Origin of the sequence: Microbulbifer bruguierae (assembly GCF_029869925.1) — a bacterium.
In the GTDB taxonomy this organism is placed as follows: Bacteria; Pseudomonadota; Gammaproteobacteria; order Pseudomonadales; family Cellvibrionaceae; genus Microbulbifer; species Microbulbifer bruguierae.
In genome coordinates, this window is sequence record NZ_CP118605.1 from 4,109,634 (window position 1) to 4,135,528 (window position 25,895).

18 protein-coding genes are annotated in these 25,895 nt (G+C 58.4%); 12 read left to right on the top strand and 6 right to left on the bottom strand.

Annotated elements, in window-relative coordinates:
• Positions 1–41 precede the first annotated feature (41 nt).
• A complete protein-coding gene (metE, locus tag PVT68_RS16800) occupies positions 42–2,291 on the top strand; it encodes a 5-methyltetrahydropteroyltriglutamate--homocysteine S-methyltransferase (protein WP_280320115.1) in 2,250 nt (749 codons plus the stop codon).
• Between the two features lie 115 nt (positions 2,292–2,406).
• Here the strand turns inward: metE and pepQ are convergent, their stop codons facing one another.
• Complete coding sequence (gene pepQ, locus PVT68_RS16805; protein WP_280320117.1) at positions 2,407–3,711, bottom strand: Xaa-Pro dipeptidase; 1,305 nt, start codon at positions 3,709–3,711, stop codon at positions 2,407–2,409.
• A 110-nt stretch (positions 3,712–3,821) separates the two neighbouring features.
• Between pepQ and purU the strand changes: the two genes are divergently transcribed.
• The 3 genes from purU to PVT68_RS16820 all read left to right on the top strand — a co-directional run bounded on the left by purU (position 3,822) and on the right by PVT68_RS16820 (position 6,191).
• Entirely contained in the window at positions 3,822–4,658 is an 837-nt protein-coding gene (gene purU / locus PVT68_RS16810) for a formyltetrahydrofolate deformylase (RefSeq protein ID WP_280320119.1), read from the top strand.
• 183 nt (positions 4,659–4,841) lie between these two features.
• Positions 4,842–5,234: a hypothetical protein gene (locus tag PVT68_RS16815; RefSeq protein WP_280320121.1), complete on the top strand. Its 393-nt coding sequence runs from the start codon at positions 4,842–4,844 to the stop codon at positions 5,232–5,234.
• Positions 5,235–5,456: 222 nt separating this feature from the next.
• A complete protein-coding gene (locus PVT68_RS16820; protein WP_280320122.1) occupies positions 5,457–6,191 on the top strand; it encodes an MHYT domain-containing protein in 735 nt (244 codons plus the stop codon).
• 97 nt (positions 6,192–6,288) lie between these two features.
• Here PVT68_RS16820 and gcvP read toward each other — a convergent pair whose 3' ends face one another.
• Positions 6,289–9,180, bottom strand: a complete 2,892-nt coding sequence (gene gcvP / locus PVT68_RS16825) for an aminomethyl-transferring glycine dehydrogenase (protein ID WP_280320124.1) — start codon at positions 9,178–9,180, stop codon at positions 6,289–6,291.
• A gap of 650 nt (positions 9,181–9,830) precedes the next feature.
• Here gcvP and PVT68_RS16830 point away from each other — a divergent pair.
• Together PVT68_RS16830 and PVT68_RS16835 are read left to right on the top strand one after the other, a co-directional pair.
• The gene (locus PVT68_RS16830) at positions 9,831–11,585 is read left to right on the top strand and encodes a diguanylate cyclase domain-containing protein (RefSeq protein ID WP_280320126.1); all 1,755 of its coding nucleotides are present in this window, start codon (positions 9,831–9,833) and stop codon (positions 11,583–11,585) included.
• Between the two features lie 325 nt (positions 11,586–11,910).
• The gene (locus PVT68_RS16835) at positions 11,911–12,111 is read left to right on the top strand and encodes a hypothetical protein (protein WP_280320128.1); all 201 of its coding nucleotides are present in this window, start codon (positions 11,911–11,913) and stop codon (positions 12,109–12,111) included.
• A gap of 66 nt (positions 12,112–12,177) precedes the next feature.
• Here PVT68_RS16835 and argS read toward each other — a convergent pair whose 3' ends face one another.
• Positions 12,178–13,914: an arginine--tRNA ligase gene (gene argS / locus PVT68_RS16840; protein WP_280320129.1), complete on the bottom strand. Its 1,737-nt coding sequence runs from the start codon at positions 13,912–13,914 to the stop codon at positions 12,178–12,180.
• A gap of 169 nt (positions 13,915–14,083) precedes the next feature.
• On the opposite strand from argS, the gene sbcB reads away from it, so the two are divergent.
• Positions 14,084–15,520 (top strand): exodeoxyribonuclease I, encoded by a 1,437-nt coding sequence (sbcB, locus tag PVT68_RS16845; RefSeq protein WP_280320131.1) that lies wholly within the window; start codon positions 14,084–14,086, stop codon positions 15,518–15,520.
• Positions 15,521–15,693: 173 nt separating this feature from the next.
• Positions 15,694–16,710 (top strand): aspartate carbamoyltransferase, encoded by a 1,017-nt coding sequence (locus tag PVT68_RS16850; RefSeq protein ID WP_280320133.1) that lies wholly within the window; start codon positions 15,694–15,696, stop codon positions 16,708–16,710.
• A gap of 160 nt (positions 16,711–16,870) precedes the next feature.
• On the opposite strand, the gene PVT68_RS16855 is transcribed toward PVT68_RS16850, so the two are convergent.
• The 3 genes from PVT68_RS16855 to PVT68_RS16865 all read right to left on the bottom strand — a co-directional run bounded on the left by PVT68_RS16855 (position 16,871) and on the right by PVT68_RS16865 (position 20,599).
• Positions 16,871–18,145, bottom strand: coding sequence for an aminotransferase class I/II-fold pyridoxal phosphate-dependent enzyme (locus tag PVT68_RS16855; protein WP_280320134.1), 1,275 nt, complete (start codon positions 18,143–18,145; stop codon positions 16,871–16,873).
• Between the two features lie 206 nt (positions 18,146–18,351).
• Positions 18,352–19,209 carry a DUF6279 family lipoprotein gene (locus tag PVT68_RS16860; protein WP_280320137.1) on the bottom strand — a complete coding sequence of 286 codons (858 nt, stop codon included), beginning with the start codon at positions 19,207–19,209 and terminating at the stop codon, positions 18,352–18,354.
• A gap of 37 nt (positions 19,210–19,246) precedes the next feature.
• On the bottom strand, positions 19,247–20,599 hold the full coding sequence (locus PVT68_RS16865; protein WP_280320138.1) for a phosphate ABC transporter substrate-binding protein: 1,353 nt from the start codon (positions 20,597–20,599) through the stop codon (positions 19,247–19,249).
• A 478-nt stretch (positions 20,600–21,077) separates the two neighbouring features.
• Between PVT68_RS16865 and nagK the strand changes: the two genes are divergently transcribed.
• The 4 genes from nagK (at position 21,078) to PVT68_RS16885 (ending at position 25,745) form a co-directional block, all read left to right on the top strand.
• On the top strand, positions 21,078–22,028 hold the full coding sequence (gene nagK / locus PVT68_RS16870; protein WP_280320140.1) for an N-acetylglucosamine kinase: 951 nt from the start codon (positions 21,078–21,080) through the stop codon (positions 22,026–22,028).
• A 44-nt stretch (positions 22,029–22,072) separates the two neighbouring features.
• On the top strand, positions 22,073–23,116 hold the full coding sequence (gene nagB-II, locus PVT68_RS16875) for a glucosamine-6-phosphate deaminase NagB-II (RefSeq protein ID WP_280320142.1): 1,044 nt from the start codon (positions 22,073–22,075) through the stop codon (positions 23,114–23,116).
• 29 nt (positions 23,117–23,145) lie between these two features.
• On the top strand, positions 23,146–24,276 hold the full coding sequence (nagA, locus tag PVT68_RS16880) for an N-acetylglucosamine-6-phosphate deacetylase (protein ID WP_280320144.1): 1,131 nt from the start codon (positions 23,146–23,148) through the stop codon (positions 24,274–24,276).
• Positions 24,277–24,413: 137 nt separating this feature from the next.
• Positions 24,414–25,745, top strand: coding sequence for a sugar MFS transporter (locus tag PVT68_RS16885; RefSeq protein ID WP_280320146.1), 1,332 nt, complete (start codon positions 24,414–24,416; stop codon positions 25,743–25,745).
• Positions 25,746–25,895 lie beyond the last annotated feature (150 nt).

The following is a 25,895-nucleotide window of genomic DNA, read 5'->3' on the forward strand; positions in this document are numbered from 1 at the left end:
CCCGCAGATAAATCATCAACGGAAGTAAGAAGGGACAACAAATGGCTCAAACACATATCCTCGGCTACCCACGTATCGGTGCCCGGCGTGAGCTGAAAAGGGCACAGGAAGCCTACTGGAAAGGCAGTATCGACCAGCAGGCACTGCTGGCGGTTGGCTCGCAGGTGCGCAGCCAGAACTGGCGGGCCCAGCAAAGTGCGGGATTGGCGCTGACCACTGTGGGGGACTTTGCCTGGTACGACCAGGTACTCAACCACTCCTTGTTGTTCGGTGTGGTGCCAGAGCGCTTTGCCAGGGGAGCGGCAGACAACAAGCTGGACCAGTACTTCCGGCTGGCCCGTGGCCGAGCCCCCTCCGGTGAGCCGGTGGCAGCGAGCGCCATGACCAAATGGTTTGATACCAATTACCACTACCTGGTACCGGAATTTACTGCCGATCAGGAGTTCACCCTTGACCCGGAATGGCTGCTGGCAGAGGTGCGGGAAGCGCAACAGCTGGGTCACAACGTCAAGCCGGTGATCATTGGCCCGCTGACATACCTGTGGTTGGGGCGGGGAGTGGATAATGCTCTGAGCCTGCTGCCCAGACTGCTGCCCCGTTACCAGGAATTACTGGCGAAGCTGGCAAGCGCAGCTGCGCAGTGGGTGCAGATCGACGAGCCGATTCTGGGGCTGGATCTGCCCGTCCAGTGGCGCGACGCATTCGCGCCCACATATGAGGTGCTCGGCAAAGCCTCGGGCAGCAAGTTACTACTGGCGACCTATTTTTCTCCCCTGCGGGAAAACCTGCCGTTGGCGTTCGACCTGCCGGTGGATGGTGTGCATATTGATGCGGTGCGGGCGCCGGCAGAACTGGTGCCTGCGGTAAAAGCGCTGCGCGACAACCAGGTACTCTCCGTTGGTGTAATTAACGGCCGCAATGTATGGCGAACGGATCTCGCGCGCTGGCAACAGCAGTTGCAGCCAGTGGCGGAAAAGCTCGGCGACCGCCTGTGGCTTTCTGCCAGCTGCTCGTTGTTGCATACGCCGGTTGATCTGGAAACCGAAACCACATTGCCGGCAGCGCAAAAAACCAGGCTCGCCTACAGCCGTCAGAAGCTGACCGAACTGGGTAGCCTGCAGCAGGCGTTGCAGCCGGGTGCCGGGCGACTGGAGGCGGTTACGGCTACCGAGAGCCGCCCGCAGGCCGAGATTGTGGCGGAGCTTGCCGATACCTGGCGCGCGCAGAAATATCCGGAGCGGGCCGAAGTGCAGAAACACCGTTGGCAGTTGCCGCCGTTGCCGACAACCACCATAGGCTCTTTCCCGCAGACCGATGTATTGCGCTTGGTGCGCAAGCAGTTTCGCAATCGGGAAATTTCTGCGCAGGACTACCACGATCATCTGCGCGCGGAAATTGCCGAGGCCATTCGTCGCCAGGAAATTCTGGGGCTGGATGTACTGGTTCACGGCGAAGCCGAGCGCAACGATATGGTGGAGTATTTTGGCGAACAACTGGACGGATTTATCCATACCGGTAATGGCTGGGTGCAGAGCTATGGATCCCGGTGTGTGAAACCGCCGATTATTGCCGGCGATATTTCCCGTCCAAATCCGATGACGGTGCAGTGGAGTCAGTATGCACAGAGCCTGAGTAAGAAGCCGGTAAAAGGTATGCTCACTGGCCCGGTAACCATCCTGAACTGGTCTTTCCCACGGGAAGATATTCCCCGCGCGGAAAGCTGTTTACAGATTGCCCGGGCGCTGCGTCAGGAAGTGCAGGATCTGGAAGCGGCGGGTATTGGCATCATCCAGATCGACGAGCCGGCTCTGCGCGAAGGGGTACCGCTGCGGGAATCCGAGCACCGGGAATATTTCGATTGGGCGGTGGGTTGTTTCCGTTATTGCTGCAGTGAAGTTCAGGCGGAAACCCAGATCCACACGCACATGTGCTATTCCAACTTCAACGCGATCCTGGATGCGATTGTGGCGCTGGATGCAGATGTGATCACCATCGAGTCTGCGCGATCGGATTTGCGTTTGCTGCAGGCGTTTGCCGGAGGTTCCGCGTTAGACAATCAGGGCGGCTATCCGAATGAAATAGGTCCGGGAATTTACGATATCCACTCGCCCAATGTGCCGGAGCGCCCGGAGTTGGTAAGCCGTCTGCGGCAGTTGCTGGAGGTGATTCCGCAGGAAAAATTGTGGGTGAACCCGGATTGTGGCTTGAAGACCCGTAGCTGGTCGGAAGTGGGGGCGGCGCTGTTGAATATGGTGGAAGCCACCCGCACCGTGCGCGCCGAAATCGCGTGATACCTCTCGATTACTGATACCCCTCGAATCGTAGGAGCCTGCCTGCAGGCGAACCGTCCGCAGCTCCGGACATGTTCGCCTGTGGGCAGGCTCCTGCAGGGCGGTTCACAATTTTTTAATAGCAATCCCGCGTCATGTTCTCAATGCTATCTGCATGCACGATGACGTTGTCTTCAATGCGCACGCCACCGAACGGGCGCAGCTTTTCCACCTTGTCCCAGTTCACTTCATCCGCGAGCTGGGATTCTTTCAGGTCTGCCAGCAAGCTCTCGATGAAGTAGAGGCCGGGTTCGATGGTGAAAACCTGGTTTTCTTCAATCGTGCGGGTGGTGCGCAGGAAGGGGTATTCCGCCGGTGGCGGTATCTTGCCACCTTCTGGCCCTGTCTGGTGGCCACCGACATCGTGTACCTGCAGGCCGAGGAAATGGCCGAGGCCATGGGGCATGAAGGTGTTGGTGAGGCCGGACTCTACGGCGCTTTCCGGGGCGGTTTTGATGATCCCGAATTGCTGCAACAGCTGGCCAATCTTGAGGTGGCACTCGCGGTGGAGGTCCACGTAGGAGGTGCCCGGCTTCAGCCCCGCTACCAGTTGCTGTTCTTTCTCGTCCATTGCCGCAACCAGCTCTGCGAATACTCCGTCGCGGTAGGCATAGGTGCGGGTGATATCTGCCGCGTAGCCGTTGCAGTCTGCGCCGGCGTCGATCAGGAAGCTGCGGCGCTCGCTTTCCGGCAGTGGCTCGGTGCCGAGGTGCGTGTAGTGCAGAATTGCACCGTGCTCGTTCAGACCTACGATATTGCCGTAGGGTAGGCGACCTTCACCCTGGCCGGCGGCCTTCATATAGGCGAGGTTGATTTCAAACTCACACGCCCCCGCACGGAAGGCGTCTTCCGCGGCGTTGTGCGCGCGCACGGCGATGCGGTTGGCTTCCCGCAGGCAGGCGAATTCGTACGGCGTCTTGTAGGCCCGGGCCCAGTGCAGGCGATCGATCAGATGCTGCGGGTTGCGCTCGCCGATGTCCCAGCCTTCCAGTTTGCCGGTTTCACCAATAAACGCAGCGTTTTCTCCGCTCAGAAATACTTTTGCTTCATCGGGCTTGGCCAGAAGCTCGATATCGTATTCGTCGCTCCAGAAGGTCTGGGGGGCCGGCGGCACATAGTGCCAGAAATCCACCGGGCGATAGAACAGCAGCTTGGGCTTTTGCCCGCGGCGATAGATCACCCAGCTGTGCGGGTTGTCGGTAATCGGTACCAAGGCCTTGAACTGGGGGTTGACCCGGAACGGGTAGTAATTGTCATCCAGAAACTGCACCGAGGGCGCGCCACTGAAAACGTTAAGGGTCTCGAAACCGCACTGTTCGAGAATCTCATCGTAGCGCTTGCGCAGTGTGGCCAGGTGCTCGCCGAAGAGTTGCTTGTCCATAAATGTTCCGGTTTTCTCCCCAAAATGATCGATTAATAACCTGCGAGGCAGGTGCACGAATGCACATAGTGTATAGTCAGCAGTCTGAATAATTAGTCTGATTTTTGCCCATGGAAAAGAAGATACTGCTAACGGACTGCCCGGATGCCAAAGGGCTGATCGCCAAGATCACCAACATCTGTTACAAGCACCAGTTGAACGTCACCAAGAACGACGAGTTCGTCGACCGCGCCCAGGGACGCTTCTTTATGCGCACGGCGCTGGAGGGGAATTTCAACGATACCACGCTGCTGGAAGACCTGGATCTGGCACTGCCAACCGGGGCCGTGCGCAAGCTGGTGGCCAGCGGCCGCAAGCGCGTGGTACTGATGGTCACCAAGGAGTCGCACTGCCTGGGTGATATTCTGATGAAGTGTTATTCCGGGGCGCTGGATGTGGAGATCGCAGCGGTGATCGGCAACCACAACAACTTGCAGTCACTGGTGGAAAAATTTGATATTCCTTTTTACTGGCTGCCAGCGGAGGACCTGGAACGCACGCAGCACGAAGAGCAGGTCGCCGAACTGGTGGACAGCTTCCAGCCGGACTATCTGATTCTCGCCAAATATATGCGAGTGCTCACTCCCGAGTTTGTGGCCCACTATAAAAACCGCATCATCAATATCCATCATTCATTTTTGCCCGCATTTATCGGCGCCAAGCCCTATCAGCAGGCTTTCGAGCGGGGCGTTAAGATCATCGGTGCCACTGCGCATTTTGTTACCGATGACCTTGATGAAGGGCCGATCATCGAGCAGGACGTGATTCATGTGGACCACGGTTATTCCGCGGAATCCATGGCCAGCGCCGGGCGCGATGTGGAAAAGCAGGTGCTGAGTCGCGCGCTGCAGCTGGTTCTGGAAGAGCGGGTGTTTATCCACGGCAACCGTACCGTGGTATTTAAATAACCCGGTTACCCGCACTAGACTGTAGGAGCTTGCTTGCAGGCGAATGCCCCAGCGCTCGGTACTGTTCGCCTGCAGGCAGGCTCCTGCGGAACTAAACCGGCCCAAGTATTGTGACCGTCGGATCCCGGCTCGGGGTCGGGGTGACAAAATAAGAAGCTACAAGAAGCTACAAAAGGGGAATGAATGTTTATCCGTTATATCGCCACCATTTCTGCTTTATTGGCTCTGACAGGCTGTGCCAGTAAACCATCTGCCCCAAACCCCGGACTGAAAGAATCCTTCCACACCGAAATTTCTGCCAATGGATCCAAGCGCTTTACCTATTCACTGGAATCGGCAATACCGGCCATTCCCGGGCCATTTACCGAGCGCCCGTCAATGGGGGGCAATATGCCGAGCGGTGTCGGAATGGCTCACGGGCAGCGGCGGCAGATGCTGGATTTCGATCACGCGCTGGATTTGAAACTGAAGGAGACGCGCTTTTGCCGGGATGGTTATTTCGTCATTGACCGGGTTGTCTCGCGGCAGGGTGGGGAGGTGCGTGGCGAGTGTCGTGATGCGCTGAGCCGGGAGTGATTGGCTTTTGCGATTTGTGTTTCCCTTTCCAGTCAACGTGCAATCGCTACAGGCAATTTGATTTACTTGTTGGCAACAGCAGCGCTATGGCGGCTCCCTCTTGATATGATGTCGCCGGTAATCTGTTTCGTGTTTCTCTGCGTAAACTAGTCATTCCGCGCAGCTGATCTTCTGCGTCTCTTATCCTCATATTACTCTCAGGTGTTTTCGGAGAATCCAGTCATGCTCTCTCAATACAATCTTTCGATTGTTTTCGTTTCTTATGTCATTTCTGTTTTGGGATCTTTCGCAGCACTACAGCTGGTGACGGCGATCCCGGCAGCGGCGACCCGGGCGCAGCGGCGCACCGCGATACTTTGCGCCGGGCTGGCACTGGGCGGTGGTGCCATCTGGTCGATGCACTTTGTGGGTATGCTGGCACTGCAGACGGAAATGAGAATGGCCTATGACGTCTGGGGTACAGCGGTGTCTCTGGTGATTGCGATTGCGGCTTGCACCTTCGGTATGTGGGTTTGCGGTTCAGGCCGATTCAGTATCGATCGCCTGTTGCCCGCCGCGGTGTTTATGGGAGCCGGTGTCGCTGGTATGCACTACTACGGAATGGCTGCCATGCTGATGCCGGCGGAAGTCAGTTACAACCTGAATATTATCCTTATCTCCGTAATCATTGCCGTAGTGGCCTCGTTTGCAGCACTGTGGATGGCCTTCAATATGCAGGGCGGGTTGCAAAAATTTGCGAGTGCACTGGTGATGGGGGTGGCTGTGTGCGGTATGCACTACACCGGTATGGCGGCGATCAGTTACCGGATGACCGGTGTCATGCCGGAAGCGGGTTGGGCGGGTAGTGTAAGTGAGACTTCGGTGGAAATTTTCGCCGGTGTGGTGGTGTTGAGTGTGCTGGTACTTGCGATTGGTGTGGCGCGCTGGTACCGCAAGCGCCCGGTTTTTGCGAGCTGACTCTTTTCGGCGTAAGTTGCATACCGGTGTAGGTTGCATAAAAAAACCGGAGCAGTGCTCCGGTTTTTTTTGTTGGGACAATTAGTCCATATAGCTCTTAGTCCATATAGCTCTCAACCGGCGGGCAGGAGCAGATCAGGTTTCTGTCTCCGTATACGTTGTCGATCCGGTTGGAGGCCGGCCACACCTTGTGGTGCTTCAGCCAGGCCGCCGGGCGACCGGCTACTTCGCGGCTGTAGGCGTGAGCCCACTCGTCGGCCATGATGTCGTCCTGAGTGTGCGGTGCGTTGTGCAGCGGATTGTCTTCCGCGGTGTACTTACCGCTGGCCACGTCTTCCGCTTCCTGGCGGATGATCGCCATCGCTTCCACGAAGCGATCCAGCTCTTCCTGGGCTTCGGATTCGGTCGGCTCGATCATCAGAGTGCCGGCAACCGGGAAGGACATGGTGGGCGCGTGGAAACCGAAGTCCATCAGACGCTTGGCGATATCTTCTTCGGTGATGCCACTGGCTTCCTTCAGCGGGCGCAGGTCGATCAGACACTCGTGAGCCACGAAACCGTTGCTGCCTTTGTACAGCAGCGGGTAGTGGGCGCTGAGCTTCTTGGCCACGTAGTTGGCGTTCAGGATCGCGGTCTCGGTCGCCAGCTTCATGCCGGTTTTACCCATCATGCGGATATACATCCAGCTGATTGGCAGAATACTCGCGGAGCCCCAGGGCGCGGCAGAAATGGTGCCGTTCACCGGATCATTGCCCGGAACCTCGGTTACCGGGTGGCCGGCAAGATAAGGTTTCAGGTGCTCACCAACGGCGATCGGGCCCATGCCGGGGCCGCCACCACCGTGGGGGATACAGAAGGTTTTGTGCAGGTTCAGGTGGGATACGTCACCACCGAACTTGCCCGGAGCCGCTACACCGATCAGGGCGTTCATGTTGGCGCCGTCGATGTATACCTGGCCGCCGGCATTGTGGATCAGCTCGCAAATCTCGCGAATGCCTTCCTCGAATACACCGTGAGTGGACGGGTAAGTGACCATCAGTGCGGCGATACGGTCGCCGTGCTCTTCTACTTTCGCCTTCAGGTCGGCGATGTCCACGTTGCCCTTGTTGTCACAGGCAACCACGACCACCTTCATGCTGACCATCATGGCGGAAGCTGGGTTGGTACCGTGCGCGGACGCCGGGATCAGGCAGATGTCGCGCTGGGTTTCGCCCTTGGCTTCCAGGTATTTCTTGATCGCAACGAGTCCGGCGTATTCACCCTGGGAGCCGGCGTTCGGCTGCAGGCTCACCGCGTCGTAACCGGTACATTCCGCCAGCATGGCTTCCAGCTGAGTGAACATTTCGCGGTAGCCTTCGGCCTGGTCTGCCGGGGCAAACGGGTGCAGCTTGCCGAATTCCGGCCAGGTCACCGGGATCATTTCCGCGGTGGCGTTCAGCTTCATGGTGCAGGAACCCAGCGGAATCATGCTGTGGTTGAGGGCGATATCTTTGGACTCCAGAGTCTTCAGGTAGCGCAGCATCTCGGTCTCCGAGTGGTGCGTATTGAAGACCGGGTGGGTCAGGAAGTCGCTGGTACGCTGCAGGGCGGAAGGAACACCGGCAACACCTTTGGCGACCAGATCGCTGTCGATCTTGCCCAGGTCCAGGTTGTGGTCACCACCGATAAATACGGCGAGCAGCTCGGATATGTCCGCCAGCTTGGTGGTTTCGTTCAGGCTTACACCCAGCGCGTCGTTCCCGACCTTGCGCAGGTTGATCTCGGCGGCGATGGCGCGCGCGAAGATTTCAGATTGTTTGTCGCCCACGTTGATGGCCAGGGTATCGAACCAGCTGTCATGGGTCAGGTTGAAACCGGACTGCTGCAGGCCTGCGGCCAGGATGTCGGTCAGGCGCTGGATACGCGCGGCGATGGTCTTCAGACCTTCGGGACCGTGGTAGATCGCGTAGAAGGCACTCATTACTGCCAGCAGTACCTGGGAGGTACAGATGTTGGAGTTGGCCTTTTCGCGGCGGATGTGCTGCTCGCGGGTCTGCATGGCCATACGCAGGGCGCGCTTGCCCTTGCTGTCCACGGAAACACCGATGATACGGCCGGGGGCGGAGCGCTTGTAAGCTTCGCGGAAGGCGAAGAAACCGGCGTGCGGGCCGCCGTAGCCCATGGGGATACCGAAGCGCTGGTTGCAGCCGACCACCACGTCTGCGCCCATTTCACCCGGCGCTTTCAGGGCAACCAGGCTCATCAGGTCAGCGGCCACGGTCACCAGTGCGTCCGCAGCGTGGACCTTGGCGATGAGGTCGGTGAGGTCGCGCACCACGCCGGTGGAGCCGGGGTACTGGAACAGGGCGCCAAACAATTCTTCCGGCAGGTCGGTTTCCGGGTTGCCTACCAGTACGTCAAAGCCGAAGTGCTCTGCGCGGGTTTTTACCACGGCGATAGTCTGCGGGTGGCAGTCTTCATCGACAAAGAAGGTATTGGATTTGTTGCGTTTGACCTGGCGCTTACACATCGCCATGGCTTCGGCAGCGGCGGTGCCTTCGTCCAGCATGGAGGCGTTGGCCAGTTCCATGCCGGTCAGGTCCATGATCATCTGCTGGAAGTTCAGCAGGCCTTCGAGGCGGCCCTGTGCGATTTCCGGCTGGTAGGGGGTGTAGGCGGTATACCAGCCCGGGTTTTCCAGCACGTTACGCAGGATCACGTTGGGGGTGATGGTGTCGTGGTAGCCCATACCAATAAAGGTGCGGAAAATCTTGTTGCGACTGGCCAGTGCTTTCAGTTCCGCCAGCGCTTCCTGCTCGTCCACGGCCTCCGCCAGGTTCAGTGCGTCTGACTTGCGGATGGCGGCGGGAACGGTCTTTTCAATCAGTTCATCCAGGGTAGCAACACCGAGGGTGTCGAGCATGGCCTGGGTTTGCGCGGCGTCCGGGCCGATGTGGCGGCGGATAAAGGCGTCGTGCTGTTCCAACTGCTTGAGGGAAGGCTGGGTCATGATGGGTGGATTCCTGTAAACACTGAATGTGTTGCCGGCGCCTGGTGGTCCATGCCGAAAGTCTTGACCACTGGCTGCCGGGAAAAGTACCGGTAAAAAATAGCAAAGCGGATCAGGTGTATCGATCCGTCTCATTCCTGACTGTTGGTTCCAGTCACCGGAAGTTCCTGTAGGCGGTATCCGGCAATTCTGGTGTGGCAGACTTTTACTGCCCAATTGCTGATCAGCCAGCGCAGCGTCCCGCTGTTACGGGGCTGTGGCCGGCGCGCATCTTAGCAACGAGAGTGTTTACGAGCAATTGGTGGCCAGGCAGGTTAAAGGTGTGCTGGAGGAGCGGCATATTTGTGACAGATATCCTGTTTTGGTGCATTTGGCGTTATTTTGTTCTGGTAGGCGGCAGAAACCCCGGCGCCGCGGCAGATGTGCGCCATAATGACTGGATAATTAAAGGTGTAGCCGGTGGCTCTTCTGTACTGGAAGTCTGTCACTGAAGTCTTACCAGAATAGCGTCGCGGATATCGTGCGGCGGGCCGCCATGCTAGTAGTAATGTAGCTGCAACGTAGCGGCAACGCAGTCGCAAAAGGTCGTCGCACCCTGTGACAAGGAGCCTGACCCGGCCGTATCAAACCCTAAGGATGGGGGTCCGATCGTGTTGCCATTGGCAAATCTGAATACCCTGCGCTTCAAAGCCTGTCTTTTTTCCCTGCTGCTTGTGGTGGCCATCTGCCTGTTTTTCATTCTGCTGGGCAATGGCAGCCTGCAGTCCCTGCTGGCGAAAAATCGCGAGCATCGCCATCTCAATTTCCAGTTTCAGGTATCCGGGCTGCTGCAGGAGTCGCGCCAGGAGCTGTCGCGGTTGGCGGAGTTGATTGCCCTTAGCCCTCGCGGTCGCCTGTCTTCCCGCGATGAGTTGAGCAGTGCTCTGGACCGGCAGTGGGAGTTGTTGCAACAGAGCTGGGACCTGCACTCCCTCAAAATTTACGATGCCGCGGAAGAACCTGTGCTGAGTTGGGGGTCCCCTCACGGCAATTTAACGGCGGAACAGCTGAGTCAGGTACTCCTCAGTGGCCAGTCTCTTGAGCTGATGCGCTGTGATCTCATCTGTGTGCAGAGCTTGTCCGTGCCTATGCGCGCACGTGGTGGAGATTACGTGTTGCAGGTGGATCGCACCCTGTCCCGGCAGATGCGACGCTTCCGGGAAATGACCGGTTCGGATATAGGCATATTGTCCGCTGTTCGCGCGGAGGCGCCCCCGGAGCCAGACGCTCGCTATCTCGGCAACTGGCGGCGGGATGTGCTGGCGCTGACTTCCCGCGAGCGCACCTTGCCGCTGTTGAATCGGTTGGCTGCGGAGATGGGCGAACTCGCTGGCCTGAAACACGCGCGGGCATTCGAATTCGATAACCGCCAGTTTGATATCCGGACCATGAGTGTGGATGTGGACGAGGACGGGGCTCAGTTTGTGTTTGTGGAGGATGTCTCCAGTCAGGTATCGCACATCGAAGAATCCGTGCAGTTATTGTTGCTGTTTTCGGTCCTGGGAGCGCTGATCTTCAGTGCCGCGGTGGCTGGTGCATTGTGGCGACCGATCGTGCGCCTGCGGCGCCTGGCAGAGGCCCTGCCACTGCTGACCAACGGTCGCTTCAGCGATGCCCGCCAGTTGATCCGCCCGGTGCACAAGCCGCTGGATCGATACGATGAGCTGGACGTACTGGACAACACCGGGCTGACCGTATGTGACCAGCTGGAAGATATGAACGATATGGTGAGCCGCAAGACTGCACAGCTGGAGCGGATCGCCATGCACGACAGTCTCACCGGGCTGGACAATCGCTACAGTCTGCTCGAGCAGCTGGAGTTTTATCTGGAGTTATGCCGCTATCAGCCTGCGTCGGTGAGCGAACGGGGCTATCTGTTTTTTATTGATCTGGATGACTTCAAGCAGGTCAACGACAGCCTCGGACACCAGGGGGGGGATGAGCTGTTGTGTGTGATCGCCCGGCGTTTACTTAGCGCCATGCGCTGCGGCGATATTGTCGCGCGCCTTGGTGGCGACGAATTCTGTGTGTTCGTGCGGGATCTCAAGGACCCCGATGCTTACCGCATACTGGCGGAAAAAATGCTCAATACGGTGGCGCAGCCGGTGAAAATCGACGAGCACCTGGTGTCTGTGACCATGAGTGTGGGGGTTGTGGCCGTCAATGAGCAGGGAGATACCCTGGAAGCCATCTTGCAGAAGGCGGATATGGCGATGTACCACGCCAAGCGTCACGGTAAAAATAAATTCCAGCTGTATACGGATTCCCTGCCACCGCTTTCCACCGCCGACAGTGCTTCTTCAGACCCCGCAAACACCAGGAAGAAGGGTCCGCCGCTACCGCTGGAGCTGGTCAAACCCCGCTAGCCTGAGTCTCTGCTAACCTTGGTGGCACCAGCCCGCAAAAGAAAAGAACTGGCGCGTCTTATTCCTGCCGTTCTCGCCCAGACCTCCGCCCGCCCAGGTGCTGGTCTATGTTTTAAGTAACCCTTTTGTTTTGTTCCCGGCCGCCACTGATGTCACGGTGACGCTAGTGGAGCTGAATACTTGATCAACGGAAAGAGAGCGTCGAGGCACAAGCCCCGGCGTGGAGCGGTTAACCATTCGCACAATGGCGAGCAAAATTTTTACGACGAACGATCAGCTGCTTGGCAGCTATTTACGAAATCTTCTGGAGTCTGCGGGCTGTTCCGTGTTGACCCAGAAAATTCGTGCGGAAGCGACTGAAAAAAGGCACGGTGACGAACCGGAAAGCGAAGTGCGGGAATGGTCTGGTCAGAAAATCGAAATCGAGCTGGCCTGGAACTCCGAGCTGTGGCTGATTCGGGACTCGGATCTGGCCAAAGCCCGGCAGCTGCTGGAGCAGGAGCTGCGGCAGGCACTTCCCGGATAATGCCGGAAAGCGCCGATCGTTAAGCTATATTCGATAACCTGCTAATTCTGCGTTTGCAGATGGCTTTTACATCTGCTCCAGTACTTCAATACCCAGCAGGCCTAGGCCGGTAGCCAAAGTGCGGGCCACCAGGTCACACAGCTGCAGTCGGCTCAGCTTATCTTCTTCCGAGACTCCCTCTTTCAATACCGGACAGGCTTCGTAGAAGCCCATGTAGGCGCTGGCCAGTTCGTACAGGTAAGTACACAGAACATGAGGGAAGGTGTCTTTGGTCACCTGATCCAGCACTTCGCCAAACTGATTCAATTTGATCGCGAGGGCACGCTCAGCATCGGTACCGAGTTGGATCGCTCCGGTCAGTGCTGACGGCTCCATGCCGGCACGGCGGAAAATACTGCGAACGCGGGTGTAGGCGTACTGCAGGTAAGGTGCCGTGTTGCCCTCAAATGCCAGCATGGACTCCCAGTTGAACACATAGTCGTTAGTGCGGGTTTTGCTGAGGTCGGCGTATTTCACCGCACCAATGCCTACTACGCGGCCGATTTCCGCCTGCTGTTCAGCACTCAACTCCGGGTTCTTTGCCGCTACCAGTGCGGTGGCGCGTTCAACGGCCTCGTCCAACAGGGCTGCCAGTTTCACAGTACCGCCGCTGCGGGTTTTGAACGGCTTGCCGTCGTCGCCCATCATGGTGCCAAAGGCGCAGTGCTCGAGGGTCTGGTCGTCGGCGATATAGCCGGCTTTGCGGGCTACGGTGAATGCCTGTTGCAGGTGCAGCGACTGGCGCGCGTCGACAACATACAGAATACGGTCGGCTTTCAGTACGTTGGCGCGATAGCGGATCGCGGCCAGGTCGGTAGTGGCGTAGAGGTAGCCGCCGCCTCGTTTCTGGATGATCACGACACTGGGGTTGCCTTCCTTGTCCGCCATTTCCGGCAGGAAGGCGACAATTGCGCCCTGGTCTTCTACCGCGATCCCGCGGTCCATCAGGTCTTTCACCAGTACCGGCAGGTCGTCGTTGTACTGGCTCTCAGCGTACACATCCTTGCGCTGCAGGGTGACGTCCAGCTTTTCGTAGATTTCCTCGGCGTGACTGATGGAAATGTCGATAAAACGCTGCCACAGCTTCAGGCAGTCTGCATCGCCTCCCTGCAGTTTCACTACGTATTCGCGGGCGCGGTCGGCGAAGCCTTCTTCCTCGTCGAAGCGGACTTTGGCTTCACGGTAGAACACTTCCAGATCCGCCAGCGCCACCTCAGCATCCTGATTTTCCATCTGATCCGCCAGGTGTGCGAGCAGCATGCCGAACTGGGTGCCCCAGTCGCCCATATGGTTCTGACGAATCACCTTGTGGCCCTGGAACTCCAGCAGGCGGGCGAGGGCGTCGCCGATGATGGTGGTGCGCAGGTGGCCCACGTGCATTTCTTTGGCGAGGTTGGGGTGGGAGTAGTCCAGCACCGCGGTCTGGGGCTCGGCCACTTTGGCGATATTCAGGCGCTCGTCGGTGCGGGAGGCGGCGAGGGTGCCCGCCAGCCAGGTATCACTCAGGTGGATGTTGATAAAGCCGGGACCGGCGATCTCGACTTTCTCGATCATCGGCCGCTCGCCCAGATTGTCGACGATCTTCGCCGCCAGCTCGCGGGGATTGGTTCCCACCTTCTTGGCTGCGGCCATAGCGCCATTGGCCTGGTAGTCACCAAAGCCGGCCTTCTTGGCAGGTGCCACCGCCGGGCTGCACTCGGCGGGGATACCCGCGGCGGTCATGGCGGTCTGGAAGATGTCGTTGAGCTGCTGGCGAATGTTCATAGGTGAGCGCAATCCGGATTGGAAGTCTTGGACAATATAGAAGAAGGCGGGATTTTAATGGGCGGTGGGGGCTTTGCAACCGGTGTTCGGACAGAAGGTGCGCCAGTTGGGTTACCATGGCGGCTTTCTCGAATTGACTTTTTCGAATTGCAAGGGGGCGTGGCGAAGCATGGGGAGCACACTTTACTGGCACGATTACGAGACCTGGGGGGTGGATCCCGGTGCAGACAAGCCCTCCCAGTTTGCCGGTATCCGCACCGACGAAGACCTCAATATCGTCGGTGAACCACTGATGATCTATGCCAGGCCCGCGAGCGACTGCCTGCCGCAACCAATGGCGGCGCTGGTGACCGGGCTGGCACCGCAGAAAGCCTTTGCCGAAGGTTTGCCGGAAATTGAATTTATCCGCCGTATCCTCGATGAGCTGGGGGCGCCCGGTACCTGTGGTGTGGGCTACAACAGTCTGCGTTTTGACGACGAGGTCACCCGCCACACACTCTACCGCAACCTGCTGGATCCGTATGAACGGGAATGGCGTTCGGGCAACAGCCGCTGGGACATCATCGATATGGTACGTCTCACCTACGCACTGCGCCCAGAGGGTATCGTTTGGCCCGAGCGCGAAGTTGCGGACGGGGTGCGGGTGCCGTCCTTCCGTCTGGAGGAGCTCACCGCGGCTAATGGTATCAGCCACGAGGGCGCCCACGACGCGCTTTCGGACGTGCGCGCGACCATCGACATGGCGCGGCTGATCCGCGACCGCCAGCCGCGTCTCTACGACTACGTTTTCAATCTGCGCCGCAAGCAGGAAGTGGCGAAACTGTTGAATCCTCGCGAGCGCAAGGCGCTGCTGCATGTGTCCGGCAAGGTACCCGCAAGTCAGGGACACCTCACCTATGTGCTGCCGCTGGCGATGCACCCGGTAAACCGCAACGCGGTCATCTGTGTAAACCTCGGCATGGACCCGCAGCCCATTCTCGACCTGGATGCGGATAACCTGCGCGAACGCCTCTACACCGCTCGCGACAAGCTGGGTGAGGGTGAACTGCCCGCAGGACTCAAGCTTATCCACCTGAACCGCTGCCCGGTGCTGGCACCGGCCAATATGCTTTCGGACCAGCGCGCCGCAGAGCTCGGCATCGATAAGGCTGCCTGCGAGGCCAACTGGCAGGTGCTTCGTGAGCTGGACCTGACAGAAAAACTGCATCGGGTATTTCTTGACGGTGAATTTCCGGCAAAAGATGTCGAGGCGCGCCTCTACGACGGCTTTATGAACGATGCCGATCGCGATCTCTGCCGACAGTTGCACAACGCCCTGGCCAGTCGCGGCCCGGAGGCGCTGGCGGGGCAGGTGACATTTACCGATTCACGCCTGCCGGAACTACTCTTTCGCCTGCGGGCGCGGAACTTCCCCGAGACTCTGAATGACGAGGAACGGGAGCGCTGGGAGGAGTGGCGCTATCAGCGACTGACCGACCCGGCATTTGGCGCCAGTATTACCATGGAAGCCTATTATGAGGAGCTGGCGCGGTTGCGTGAGGCGTTCCCGGAGCGCGGCGACCTGCTGGATCAGCTGGAGGCCTGGGGGGACGCGTTGATGGCGTGAGCCGCAGAAGCGTTCGCGGTGCGTGTGCGAGTCAGGCTTTGCTGGGTGCGCGGTGTTTTTACCCAGCAAAGCCGATCCCCCCGCAAAGTGTCTCTGTTCCGGAGGCGGGCTCGCGCGTAGAATACGCGCCCGGTAAAGCAGCCGGTGATCCCGGCCCAGATAGTGGAGAAACAATGGACTTTATCGGCGCCAATATTCTTTCCGTAAGCCAATTCGAACGCGGCGACATCGACCGCATCTTTTCCGTTGCAGACACCATGGTTCCCTACGCCCGCCGGGAAAAAGTTACCCGGGTTCTCGAGGGCGCAATCCTCGGCAATATGTTTTTCGAACCAAGCACCCGCACCCGGGTGAGCTTTGGTTGTGCCTTCAACCTGCTCGGCGGCACAGTGCGCGAGACGGTTGGCGTATCTGCCAGCTCGCTGGCCAAGGGCGAATCCCTGTATGACACCGCACGTGTACTTTCCGGATACTCCGATGTGATCTGCATGCGTCACCCTCAAGCCGGTTCCGTGGCGGAGTTTGCGGAGGCGAGCCGGGTGCCGGTAGTGAATGGTGGTGACGGCGCCAACGAGCACCCGACCCAGGCGTTGCTCGACCTTTACACCATCCGTAAGGAGCTGGAAGGCAAGGGCGGTTCGCTCGACAATTTCCGCATCGCCATGATCGGTGACCTTAAGCATGGCCGCACCGTGCACTCCCTGTGCAAGTTACTGTGTTTATTCAAAAACGTGCAATTGGTCCTGGTATCGCCGGGGGAGCTGGCCATGCCGGAGATGGTGGTGGAGAAGCTGCGAGAGGCGGGGCACCAGGTGACGATTACCGATCAACTGGAGCCGTCGATCAAACATGTGGATATCGTCTATTCCACGCGTATCCAGGAAGAGCGTTTTGAATCCCAGGCGGACGCCGACCGTTACCGCGGCCGCTTCCGCCTCAACCGGGATATTTTCACCCGCCACGCGGAACCCAATACGGTGATCATGCACCCCCTGCCCCGGGACTCCCGTGCGGAGGCGAACGAACTGGACTCGGATCTGAATGAGCATCCGAGCCTGGCGATTTTCCGCCAGACGGACAACGGACTTCTGGTGAGGATGGCCTTGTTTGCCATGCTGCTGGGAGTGGATGAGCGGGTGGACCAGTACGCGCGGCCGATTACCTGGCAAACGCGGCGCAACGAAATCTGAAACTCTCCTGTAGGAGCCTGCCTGCAAGCGAACCATTCAAGGCTCCGGACTGTTCGCCGGCAGGCCGGCTCCTACAAAGGTGGGTTATTCGGGCGATAAAAAAACCGGCAAATTGCCGGTTTTTTTCGTTTCTTTTTTTCGTTTCTGGAGCAGCGAAAAATCAGGCCGCTTCCAGTGCCTTGCGCACACTGGCCAGTTTCACACACAACACAAAAATCGACATCGCAGTGTCCAGCTCTTCCAGCGGCGGGAAGCTGGGGGCGATGCGGATGTTGGTGTTTTCCGGGTCCTTGCCATAGGGGAAGGTGGCGCCGGCAGGGGTGAGCTTTACGCCGGCTTCCGCCGACAGGCGAATCACTTCCTGGGCACAATCGGGGCGGGTGTTGAAGGAGACAAAGTAGCCGCCCTTCGGGGTTTCCCATTCGCCCAGGTCGGAATCCACAAAGTTCTTGTCCAGATGCTCCAGTACACAGGCAAATTTCGGACGCAGGATTTCCGCGTGTTTTTCCATATGCTCCTTCAGCTGGGAAAGCTCCGGGAACAGACGCACATGACGCAGCTGATTGACCTTGTCCGGGCCGATGGTCATGGCGGACATCTGTTTTTTCAGGGACGCCAGGTTGGCGGGGCTGGCACTGACGAAAGCAACACCGGCACCGGCGTGGGTCACCTTGGAAGTGGAAGCGAACTGCAATACGGAATCTGCGGTGTCGTTACCCAGCGCCGCTTCACGGATGTTCGGCAGTTTTACCTGGTGGTCCAGATCGTGGATGGCGTAGGCGTTGTCCCAGAAAATGCGGAAGCCGGGATTGGCGATTTTGGCCAGCTGCGCGAGGCGGTCGACGGTATCGGCATCGTAGGTGACGCCGGTGGGGTTGGAGAATTTGGGGACGCACCAGAGACCGATGATCTGGTCGTCTTCGCGGATTTTCTGTTCCAGCACGTCCATGTCCGGACCGGTGGCGGTCATCGGCACTGTCTCCATGGCGATACCGAGCTGTTCGCAGATGGAGAAGTGGCGGTCGTAGCCGGGCACCGGACACAGGAACTTCGGTGCGCTCATGTCTTTCCATGGCTGGTTGCCGGCAAAGCCGAACAGGTAGCCGGTGAGCACCGCGTGGTACATCAGGGTCAGGGAGCTGCTGCCGCCGGCGAGTACTTCGTCGTGCGGTACCTGCAGAATATCGGCGCCCAGTTCGCGCGCGGCGAGGATGCCTTCGAGGCCACCGTAGTTACGGGTGTCGGTGCCGTCCGGGGCGCGGTAGTCGCCGTTGAGAATTCCGTCCAGTTCATCGGAGAGGGCCAGCTGGTCCGCAGACGGCTTACCGCGGGTCAGGTCCAGGCTCAGGTTGTGCTGGCAAATGCGCTGGTATTGCTGTTCCAGTTCCTTTTCCCACTGTTGCAGCTGGTCGCGTTGGGCGGTTTCGATACGCACGGAAACTCCTCATCGGTTGACGGGTAAATGGCGGTTGAACTCGGGGACGGGAGCTTATCAGCAGCCGTGGGGTGCGTCATGTTTTCTGTGGCTTTTTTGGCAAAAATCCCACGAAAAATAGGGGTTTTGGCGGAAAATTTGTTGCAGTTGAAACTGACTGTGCCGTGATTCGCTGGATGAGATATCCCGGGAGGTCGGTGCAGGGATCAGTGGGGCTCTGCCGCCAAGATACGGAAGTCCGCCGCGTATTCCCGCAGGGTGGTCTTAAGGTGCTCTCGCTGTGCGGGCGTTGAGCTTTCAAGTATCTCACCGGCGAGGGTTCTGGCCTGGTCGCGCAGCTGCTCCTGCATTTGGCGGTAGTCGTCGGGCCACAGGGTCTGCGGGTTGGTCAACATTTCCCGCAGCTGTTTTTCATAGCCCGCAGGTTTGTTGCGCAAGGTCTGGATGAACGCATCGGTCCACAGGGTGCGCTGGGCGTCACGGCGCTTGGGATCGAAAGCGGTGGTGGCCACCTGATGGTCGATCATCGCATCCTGAGCCGGGGTAAGGTCGCCGAGCCAGCGTTCTGCCTGTTTACGGATTTCCTTTTCCCGCTTGCGTTGGGATTTTTCCCATTTCTCCAGCGACTCCTCGCGCTCTTCGCGGGCATTTTCTGCCAGCTGGTCAATCTGCTTGTCGTCGAGCTGTATCAGTATCGGCAGTAGCAGGTCCACCAGCATTCCCAGAGATGCTTGCACGAAGCCATTAACTTGCTGCTCTACTTCTTTCAAGTGTTCCGGGCTGTTGTCCGGGTTGTCTACCTGCGCGGCCAGTTGCTCGAACTGGTCTGCGTAGCGCGGCAGCTGGGTCTGGCGGTGCCAGCGATGGAATTCATCGACCCGCTGGGACAGCAGGTCTTTCTGCGCGCCTTTCAGGTCGAGATATTTGTTGAGGGTTCGGTCCATCCACCAGTCGAGGTGGTCGTACACCAGGCGTACGCTGGAGCAGCCGCCGAGCAATAAAATGAGCGACAGCAGAATACTGGCGGTGCGCAGGGCGGGCTGGTGAAGTATCGCGGTAGTCATGACGGTAAATATAGTTGGTTACCGTCAAGGCTTGCTATTAGTTAATCCAGACTTCCACGCGACTGTTTTTGACTGGTCCCTGTTCGCTGTCGGCGGTAAGGGGAGCAAAGGCGCCGACAGACATAATCTGGCTGTCGCCCAGCTGGTGTTCGCGCAGCAGGGCTCCCTGTACCTTGAGAGCGCGGAAACGGGAAATCAGGTTGGAGATATTGCTGTTGGCCTTATGGTCGGAGAAGCCCACCAGTGTCAGGGAGAGGTTGCGGTTTTCGGCCGCTGCCATGAAGTCCTGCAGGCGGTGCAGGTCGCGCAGGGCGCGGTTGTCCAGTTCGCTGCTGCCATCGGCAAAGCGGAAGGAGATGCTCAGGCGGGAGCCGGTCTGCATCAGCGTGTGGTAGTTTTGTGGGGCGTTGGCGTAAGGTGCAATTTGCAGTGCCACCGGGGTGAGGTTGATAAAGCCGATGCCGGCGACCACGCGTTGGCCAACGTGTGATTCGACAAAATGCAGGAAGGCTCCAATCTGCGGATTGTAGCGAATCGGGTTGCGGTAAAGATAAAGGCGGCGGGTAAGAGGAAAGTCCTCGGTGGCAATGATCCCGCGGTCGGGCACCACTGCCGCCAGTTCTCCGGCCTTGACTGCCACTTTGTGCATGCCGTCTGCATCGGCAAATGGCAGGTAGCCGATAGCGCCGCGATCACGGGATACCAGGGAGCGGGTCTCGTGGTTGCCGGAGACTTCGTAGGTAAACGGGTTGGCAGTGCGACTGCCGCCGAATACCTCCTCATCGAAGGTCGCACGGGTGCCGGAATCCATGTCCCGGTGCAGCGGGCGAATGACCAGATCCGCTCCGCCCAGCTGCGCCCAGTTGCGAATTTCACCACGGTAAATCTGGGCCAGTTGCGCCATGCTCAGCTGGGTGATGGGGTTATCTTTGTGCACCGTGATCACCAGTGCATCCAGGCCAATCACGTGTTCTGCCTGGGGGCCGGCAAAGTCACCGAAGCGGGCCAGCAGGTCGATTTCTTTGGTGTTGATTTTGCGCGAGGCCATGGCGATATCGGCACTGTCTTCATCCAGCGCCTTGAAGCCGGTGCTGGATCCCTGGGCAATGATGGGAACGATAACTGGCTCGCCGTTGAGCTGCGCGCTGATCCAGTGTTTTTCGCCGTCGCTGCGCTGGCTGATATCGGCGGCGCCGAGGGACTGCAGGTATTCTTTTACCAGGGCCGGGGCCAGGTCGGCGCCAATGGTGTTGGAGCCGGTCAGTCGGAACAGGGTTCTGGGGCCGCTTTCGGTGGCGAGCACTGTGCCGGCAAGCAGCAGGAGCAGTGCCGACAGCATTGAAAGAATGGTTTTTCCGCGACTGCTTCTGATTCTGCGGCTGCCTTCCATTGTTTCCCCCTGGGCTTCCTGATGGCGTTGACTGGTTGCCTGCGCGGTGCATGCATGTTGCTTTCGCGGTGTGGATTGCGAACAGAGTGATCCGCAGGCGCGCGCTTTATCGCAGAAAACTGTGACGAAGTTATTGCAACCGGGCTGAGCTCGTTGCTTTCTTCGTTCTCAAATCAAGTTCCGAATTTTTGGTCAAATTTTGACGAGTGCTGCTGGTCAACTGGCGGTATCGTGGGGCTTCTGGAGGGTGGGGTGGGGGATATGCTTGCATTGACGGTGGTGAAAATCTGCCCGCGCTGGAAGAAATCTCAGTTTTTTTTGGAAAATGGCATGACAACGCTGTCATTTGTCTTGTAGTATCTCCCACATATTGGCACAGGCGCCGTATGCGCCAGGCCGGTCTTTCCCGGGGTGCATGAATTGCAGTGGAGAGTCCGGTAAGGACTGATAACAATAGAAAAGCTAGGGGCCAGTTCAGATGGTTGCTTCGAGAAAAAGCAGGGACATCCTTTATGTTGGTGTAGATGGTGGTGGCAGCAAATGTCGCGCTTCCATCTTTGACGCCGACAATCGCCTGCTGGGCACCGGTGTTTCCGGACCCGCCAACCCACTTCACGGTTACGCTCAAACGATTGATTCCATCGTGCGCTCCGCCGCCCTGGCCGTGGCAGAAGCTGGTCTGCCGGCAGAAACCCTGGGGGAGCTGGTGGCCGGCGTTGGCCTTGCGGGCGTCAATATGCCGCGCCTGTATAACGAAATGCTGGCCTGGGCTCACCCATTCAAACAGATGTTCCTCACTACTGATCAGCACTCCGCCTGTCTCGGTGCTCACCGTGGCGGCGATGGGGCGGTCATCATCGCTGGTACCGGTTCTGTAGGCTACGCCTGGACAGGCGGTCGCAAAGTCATTGTCGGTGGTCACGGCTTTCCCCATGGGGACAAGGGCAGCGGTGCCTGGCTGGGTATGGAAGCTATCAAGTATGTACTGATGGTTATGGACGGACTGGCGGAAAATTCGATGCTCAGCCGTGAAGTGCAGAAGGCATTGGGTACCGACGATCCCTACGACGTGATTGAAATGATGGCGGGTAAGCCGTCCAGTCAATACGCCAGGCTGGCGGTGCCGGTGGTCGAGTGCGCAGAGGCAAACTGTCCAGTCGCAGCTTCGATCATGCGCGATGGTGCGGACTATATCAGCGATCTTGCAGATAAGTTGATGGAGAGCAGGCCCCCGCGTCTGGCCATGATTGGCGGTCTGGCACCGCGCCTGAAACCCTGGCTGAAACCCCATGTGGCGGAGAAGATGTCAGATCCGCTGGACCCCCCGGAACTGGGCTGTGTGTACTTTGCCCAGCAATCACTGGCGGCATTGGCAGATGGGGATGCCAAGGTGGCGGAAGAGTCCGATAGCAAAGCGCTCTTTGGATAAGTACGCGTTTCTGATTAGAACAACAAAGTTAAACGGATAGATATATGAGTGCAGCGACTCCCGTTGAGGGCAACAAGGTGGATGCATCTATGACGATGACCGTAATGGAGCGCGAGGCCCGCGAAGCCCCGAGCCGGATTGCCGAACAACTGCAGAGCAATGCCCCCATCATGGCGGAGCTGGGCGAGCGCCTGCGCAACAAGCCGCCGCGCTTTGTGATGATCGTCGGCCGTGGCTCATCCGACCACGCCGGTGTGTTCGCCAAGTACCTGATCGAAATCGAAACCGGCACGCCGACCTTCGCCGCTGCGCCGTCGGTTTCCAGTGTGTACGGTAAAAAACTCAAGCTGGAAGATGCACTGGTTGTCGTGATTTCCCAGTCTGGCCGCAGTCCCGACATTCTTGCGCAGGCGCAAATGGCCAAAGACGCTGGTGCTTACACCATTGCCTTGGTAAACGATGAAAGCGCGCCGATCAAAGATATCGTCGATCAGGTGGTGCCGCTGAAGGCGGGTCCTGAGCTGGCAGTTGCCGCTACCAAGAGTTATCTCGCCACCCTGGCTGCGGTACTCCAACTGGTGGCTAACTGGACTCAGGATGAAGCGCTGAAAGCTGGTGTCGACAGGCTGCCTGAGGTGCTGAGCGAAGCGGTCGAGTCCGGTGTGCAGCTGCGCCCGGAAGATCTGGCGGAGGTGAAGAATCTGGTGGTGCTGGGGCGCGGTCCCGGCTACGGCATTACCCGTGAGCTGGCGCTGAAGTTGAAGGAAGTGTGCAACATCCACGCGGAGTCCTTCTCCAGTGCGGAATTCCTGCACGGTCCGGTGACGCTGGTGGAACAGAAGCTGACCGTGGTAAACGTGCCGATCGAAGACGAATCCTTCCAGGCACACAGCGAGCAAATCGCTGACATCATTCGCCGCGGCGGTACCCTGATCAATCTGCATGTGCCCAGCAAAAGTGTGCATCCGCGTATCGCACCTCTGGCGCTGCTGCAGCGTTTTTATCTCGATGTTGCCCATGTGGCGGTGAGTCGCGGCATCAATCCGGATGAACCGGCCGGCCTGAAAAAAGTCACCCAGACTGTGTAAGGTCGACAACGGAATCCTGGAGCGGGCAAGTGGCGCAGACGTATATCGCAGAGCAACTGTTTGATGGTGAGGTAATTCACCGCAACGTGGCGCTCACCATTGATCAGGGCAGGGTGGTCGCGGTTGGTGGTGAACCCGCCGCGGGGGCCGTATCACTGCGGGGGCTGCTTGCTCCGGGGCTGATCGACGTGCAGGTCAATGGTGGCGGCGGTGCCCTGTTCAATAACGACACCACCGTCAATGCCCTCGGTAAGATGTCTGCCGCTCACGCCCGCTATGGCACTACGGGCTTCATGCCCACGCTGATTACCGATGAGGTAGGCGTGATGCAGAAGGCCGCCGACGCTGTCAGTGCGGCAATCAAGGAAGGGGTGCCGGGCGTTTTGGGGGTGCACTTCGAAGGGCCGCACCTGAGTGTGCCGAAAAAGGGCACCCACGAAGAAAAATTTATTCGTCCATTGAGTGACGCTGAGCTGGCAGTTTTTGCTCGCGATGACCTGGGCCTGAAGATGGTTACCCTGGCGCCGGAAAACGTGGCACCGCAGGACATTGCAACGCTGGTGGCGCTGGGGGTAAAGGTATGCCTCGGGCATTCCAACGCGGACGGAGATACGGTGGCCGCTGCTATTGCCGCCGGAGCCACAGGTTTCACCCATTTGTATAACGCCATGTCACCACTGCACTCCCGGGATCCGGGAATGGTGGGGATGGCGCTGATCAGCGACGGCTGCTGGTGTGGCTTGATTGCCGACGGTCATCATGTGAGCCCAGCGGCCATGACTCTGGCGCTGAAGGCCAAGCCCCGTGGCAAGGTCATGTTGGTAACCGATGCCATGTCACTGGTAGGTAGTGATGAAATGAGCTTCCCGCTGTTTGATCGGGTTGTGACCCGGCACGGCGACAAGCTGACCTCTACAACCGGTGAACTGGCCGGATCGCATCTGGATATGATCGGCGCGGTGCGCAATATACGCGACTGGTGCGGGGTGGAACTGACCGAAGCATTGCGTATGGCTGGACTGTATCCGGCGGAATATCTGGGGACCGACGCCGGGCGCCTTGTCGCCGGCGCACCGGCGGACATGATTTTGATTGATGACCAGCTTCAGGTGCAGAAAACCTGGATCGGTGGACGGGAAGTTTTTTCAGCAAGTGAATAGAGCTTCGTGCGGGAGCCTGCCTGCAGGCGAACCGGTCAATGCTCTGAGCTGTTCGCCTGCAGGCAGGCTCCTACAAAGCAATAAAACCTGATGACGATTTTGATTAACACGCGATAACGATAATTAAAGGTGAATTTATGAATACAGCAGTCATTGCTCAGAGCGAAACGCGCAGCAGCGTTTTGCCAATGGTGATCATCGGCCTTCTGTTTTTTATCTTCGGCTTTGTGACCTGGCTGAACGGGGCCCTGATCCCATTCCTGCAGACCATCTGTGAGCTGAGTGCCTTTCAGGCGATGCTGGTGGCTTCTGCGTTTTATATTGCCTACACCGTGATGGCGTTGCCCATGGCAGCCATCATTGAGCGCACCGGCTACAAAGTCGGGATGGCCTTGGGGCTGGTGCTGGTTGCGGTGGGCGCGCTGGTATTTATCCCGGCGGCTTACAGCCGTATGTTCGGTATCTTCCTGCTGGCGCAGTTTGTGGTGGGCTCCGGTCTCACTATCCTGCAGACCGCGTCCAACCCTTATGTGGTCAAACTGGGTTCGGCAGACACGGCTGCGGTGCGTATCTGCATTATGGGTCTGCTCAATAAGGGCGCGGGTATTGTTGCACCTCTGGTGTTTGCCGCTTTGGTAATGTCCGGGATCAGCGGTGTATCCAATGCGGAGCTCGCTGCTCTGGACTCAGCAGCGAAAGATATCAAGCTTTCCGAGTTGGCTGGTCAGTTGGTGACCCCCTACATCGGTATGGCTATTCTCGGATTTGTGTTGGCCGTCGCCATGATGTTTGCGCCGTTGCCCAACATTGAAGACGAAGCAGTGGAGGGGCAGGAAGAAGCGGCGGTTACCCTGATGGGGCTGAAAAAATTCCCGCAGTTGATTCTCGGAGCCATTGCCTTGTTTTTCTACGTGGGTGTGGAAGTGATCGCCGGTGACGCCATAGGATTGCTGGGTAAGCAGGCGGGCCTGGATACTGCGGTTGCCTCTGTTCTGACCTCGTACACCATGGTGTTCATGGTTCTGGGTTACATCTACGGCACCATCGCCATTCCGCGCTTTATCACTCAGCAGACTGCGCTGCTAATTTCTGCGGTCCTGGGTATTGTGTTCACCTTTGCGGTCATGAGTGGCTCGCTGGAAAGCACTGTCATGTCCGCGGCGACCTTGGCGCACTTCGGGCTGCCCGAGATTCCGAATGCGGTTTACTTTGTAGCACTGCTCGGCTTCGCCAATGCCATGTGCTGGCCGGCGATCTGGCCGCTGGCGCTGGAAGGCCTGGGTAAATTTACCTCCAAAGGCGCGGCACTGCTGATCATGGGTATTTCCGGAGGTGCGATTTTGCCACCGCTGTACGGCCACTTTGCAGATACTGGTGACGGTCAGTTGGCCTACGTTCTGGCGATTCCCGCCTACCTGTTCATCCTGTTTTACGCCCTGAAAGGGCACAAGATGCGCAGTTGGAAGTAACAAGTTATTACCTGAAGGCGACCGGGAATATTCCCGGTGCGCTTTTCAGCCAGTCCGTTTTCCTGTTGCTGGAGATTTATTGAAAAGGATTTCTTTGATGCTTCTCTTTGGTTCTCGTCATCATTCGCCCTCCTAGTGAGGGCTTTTTTT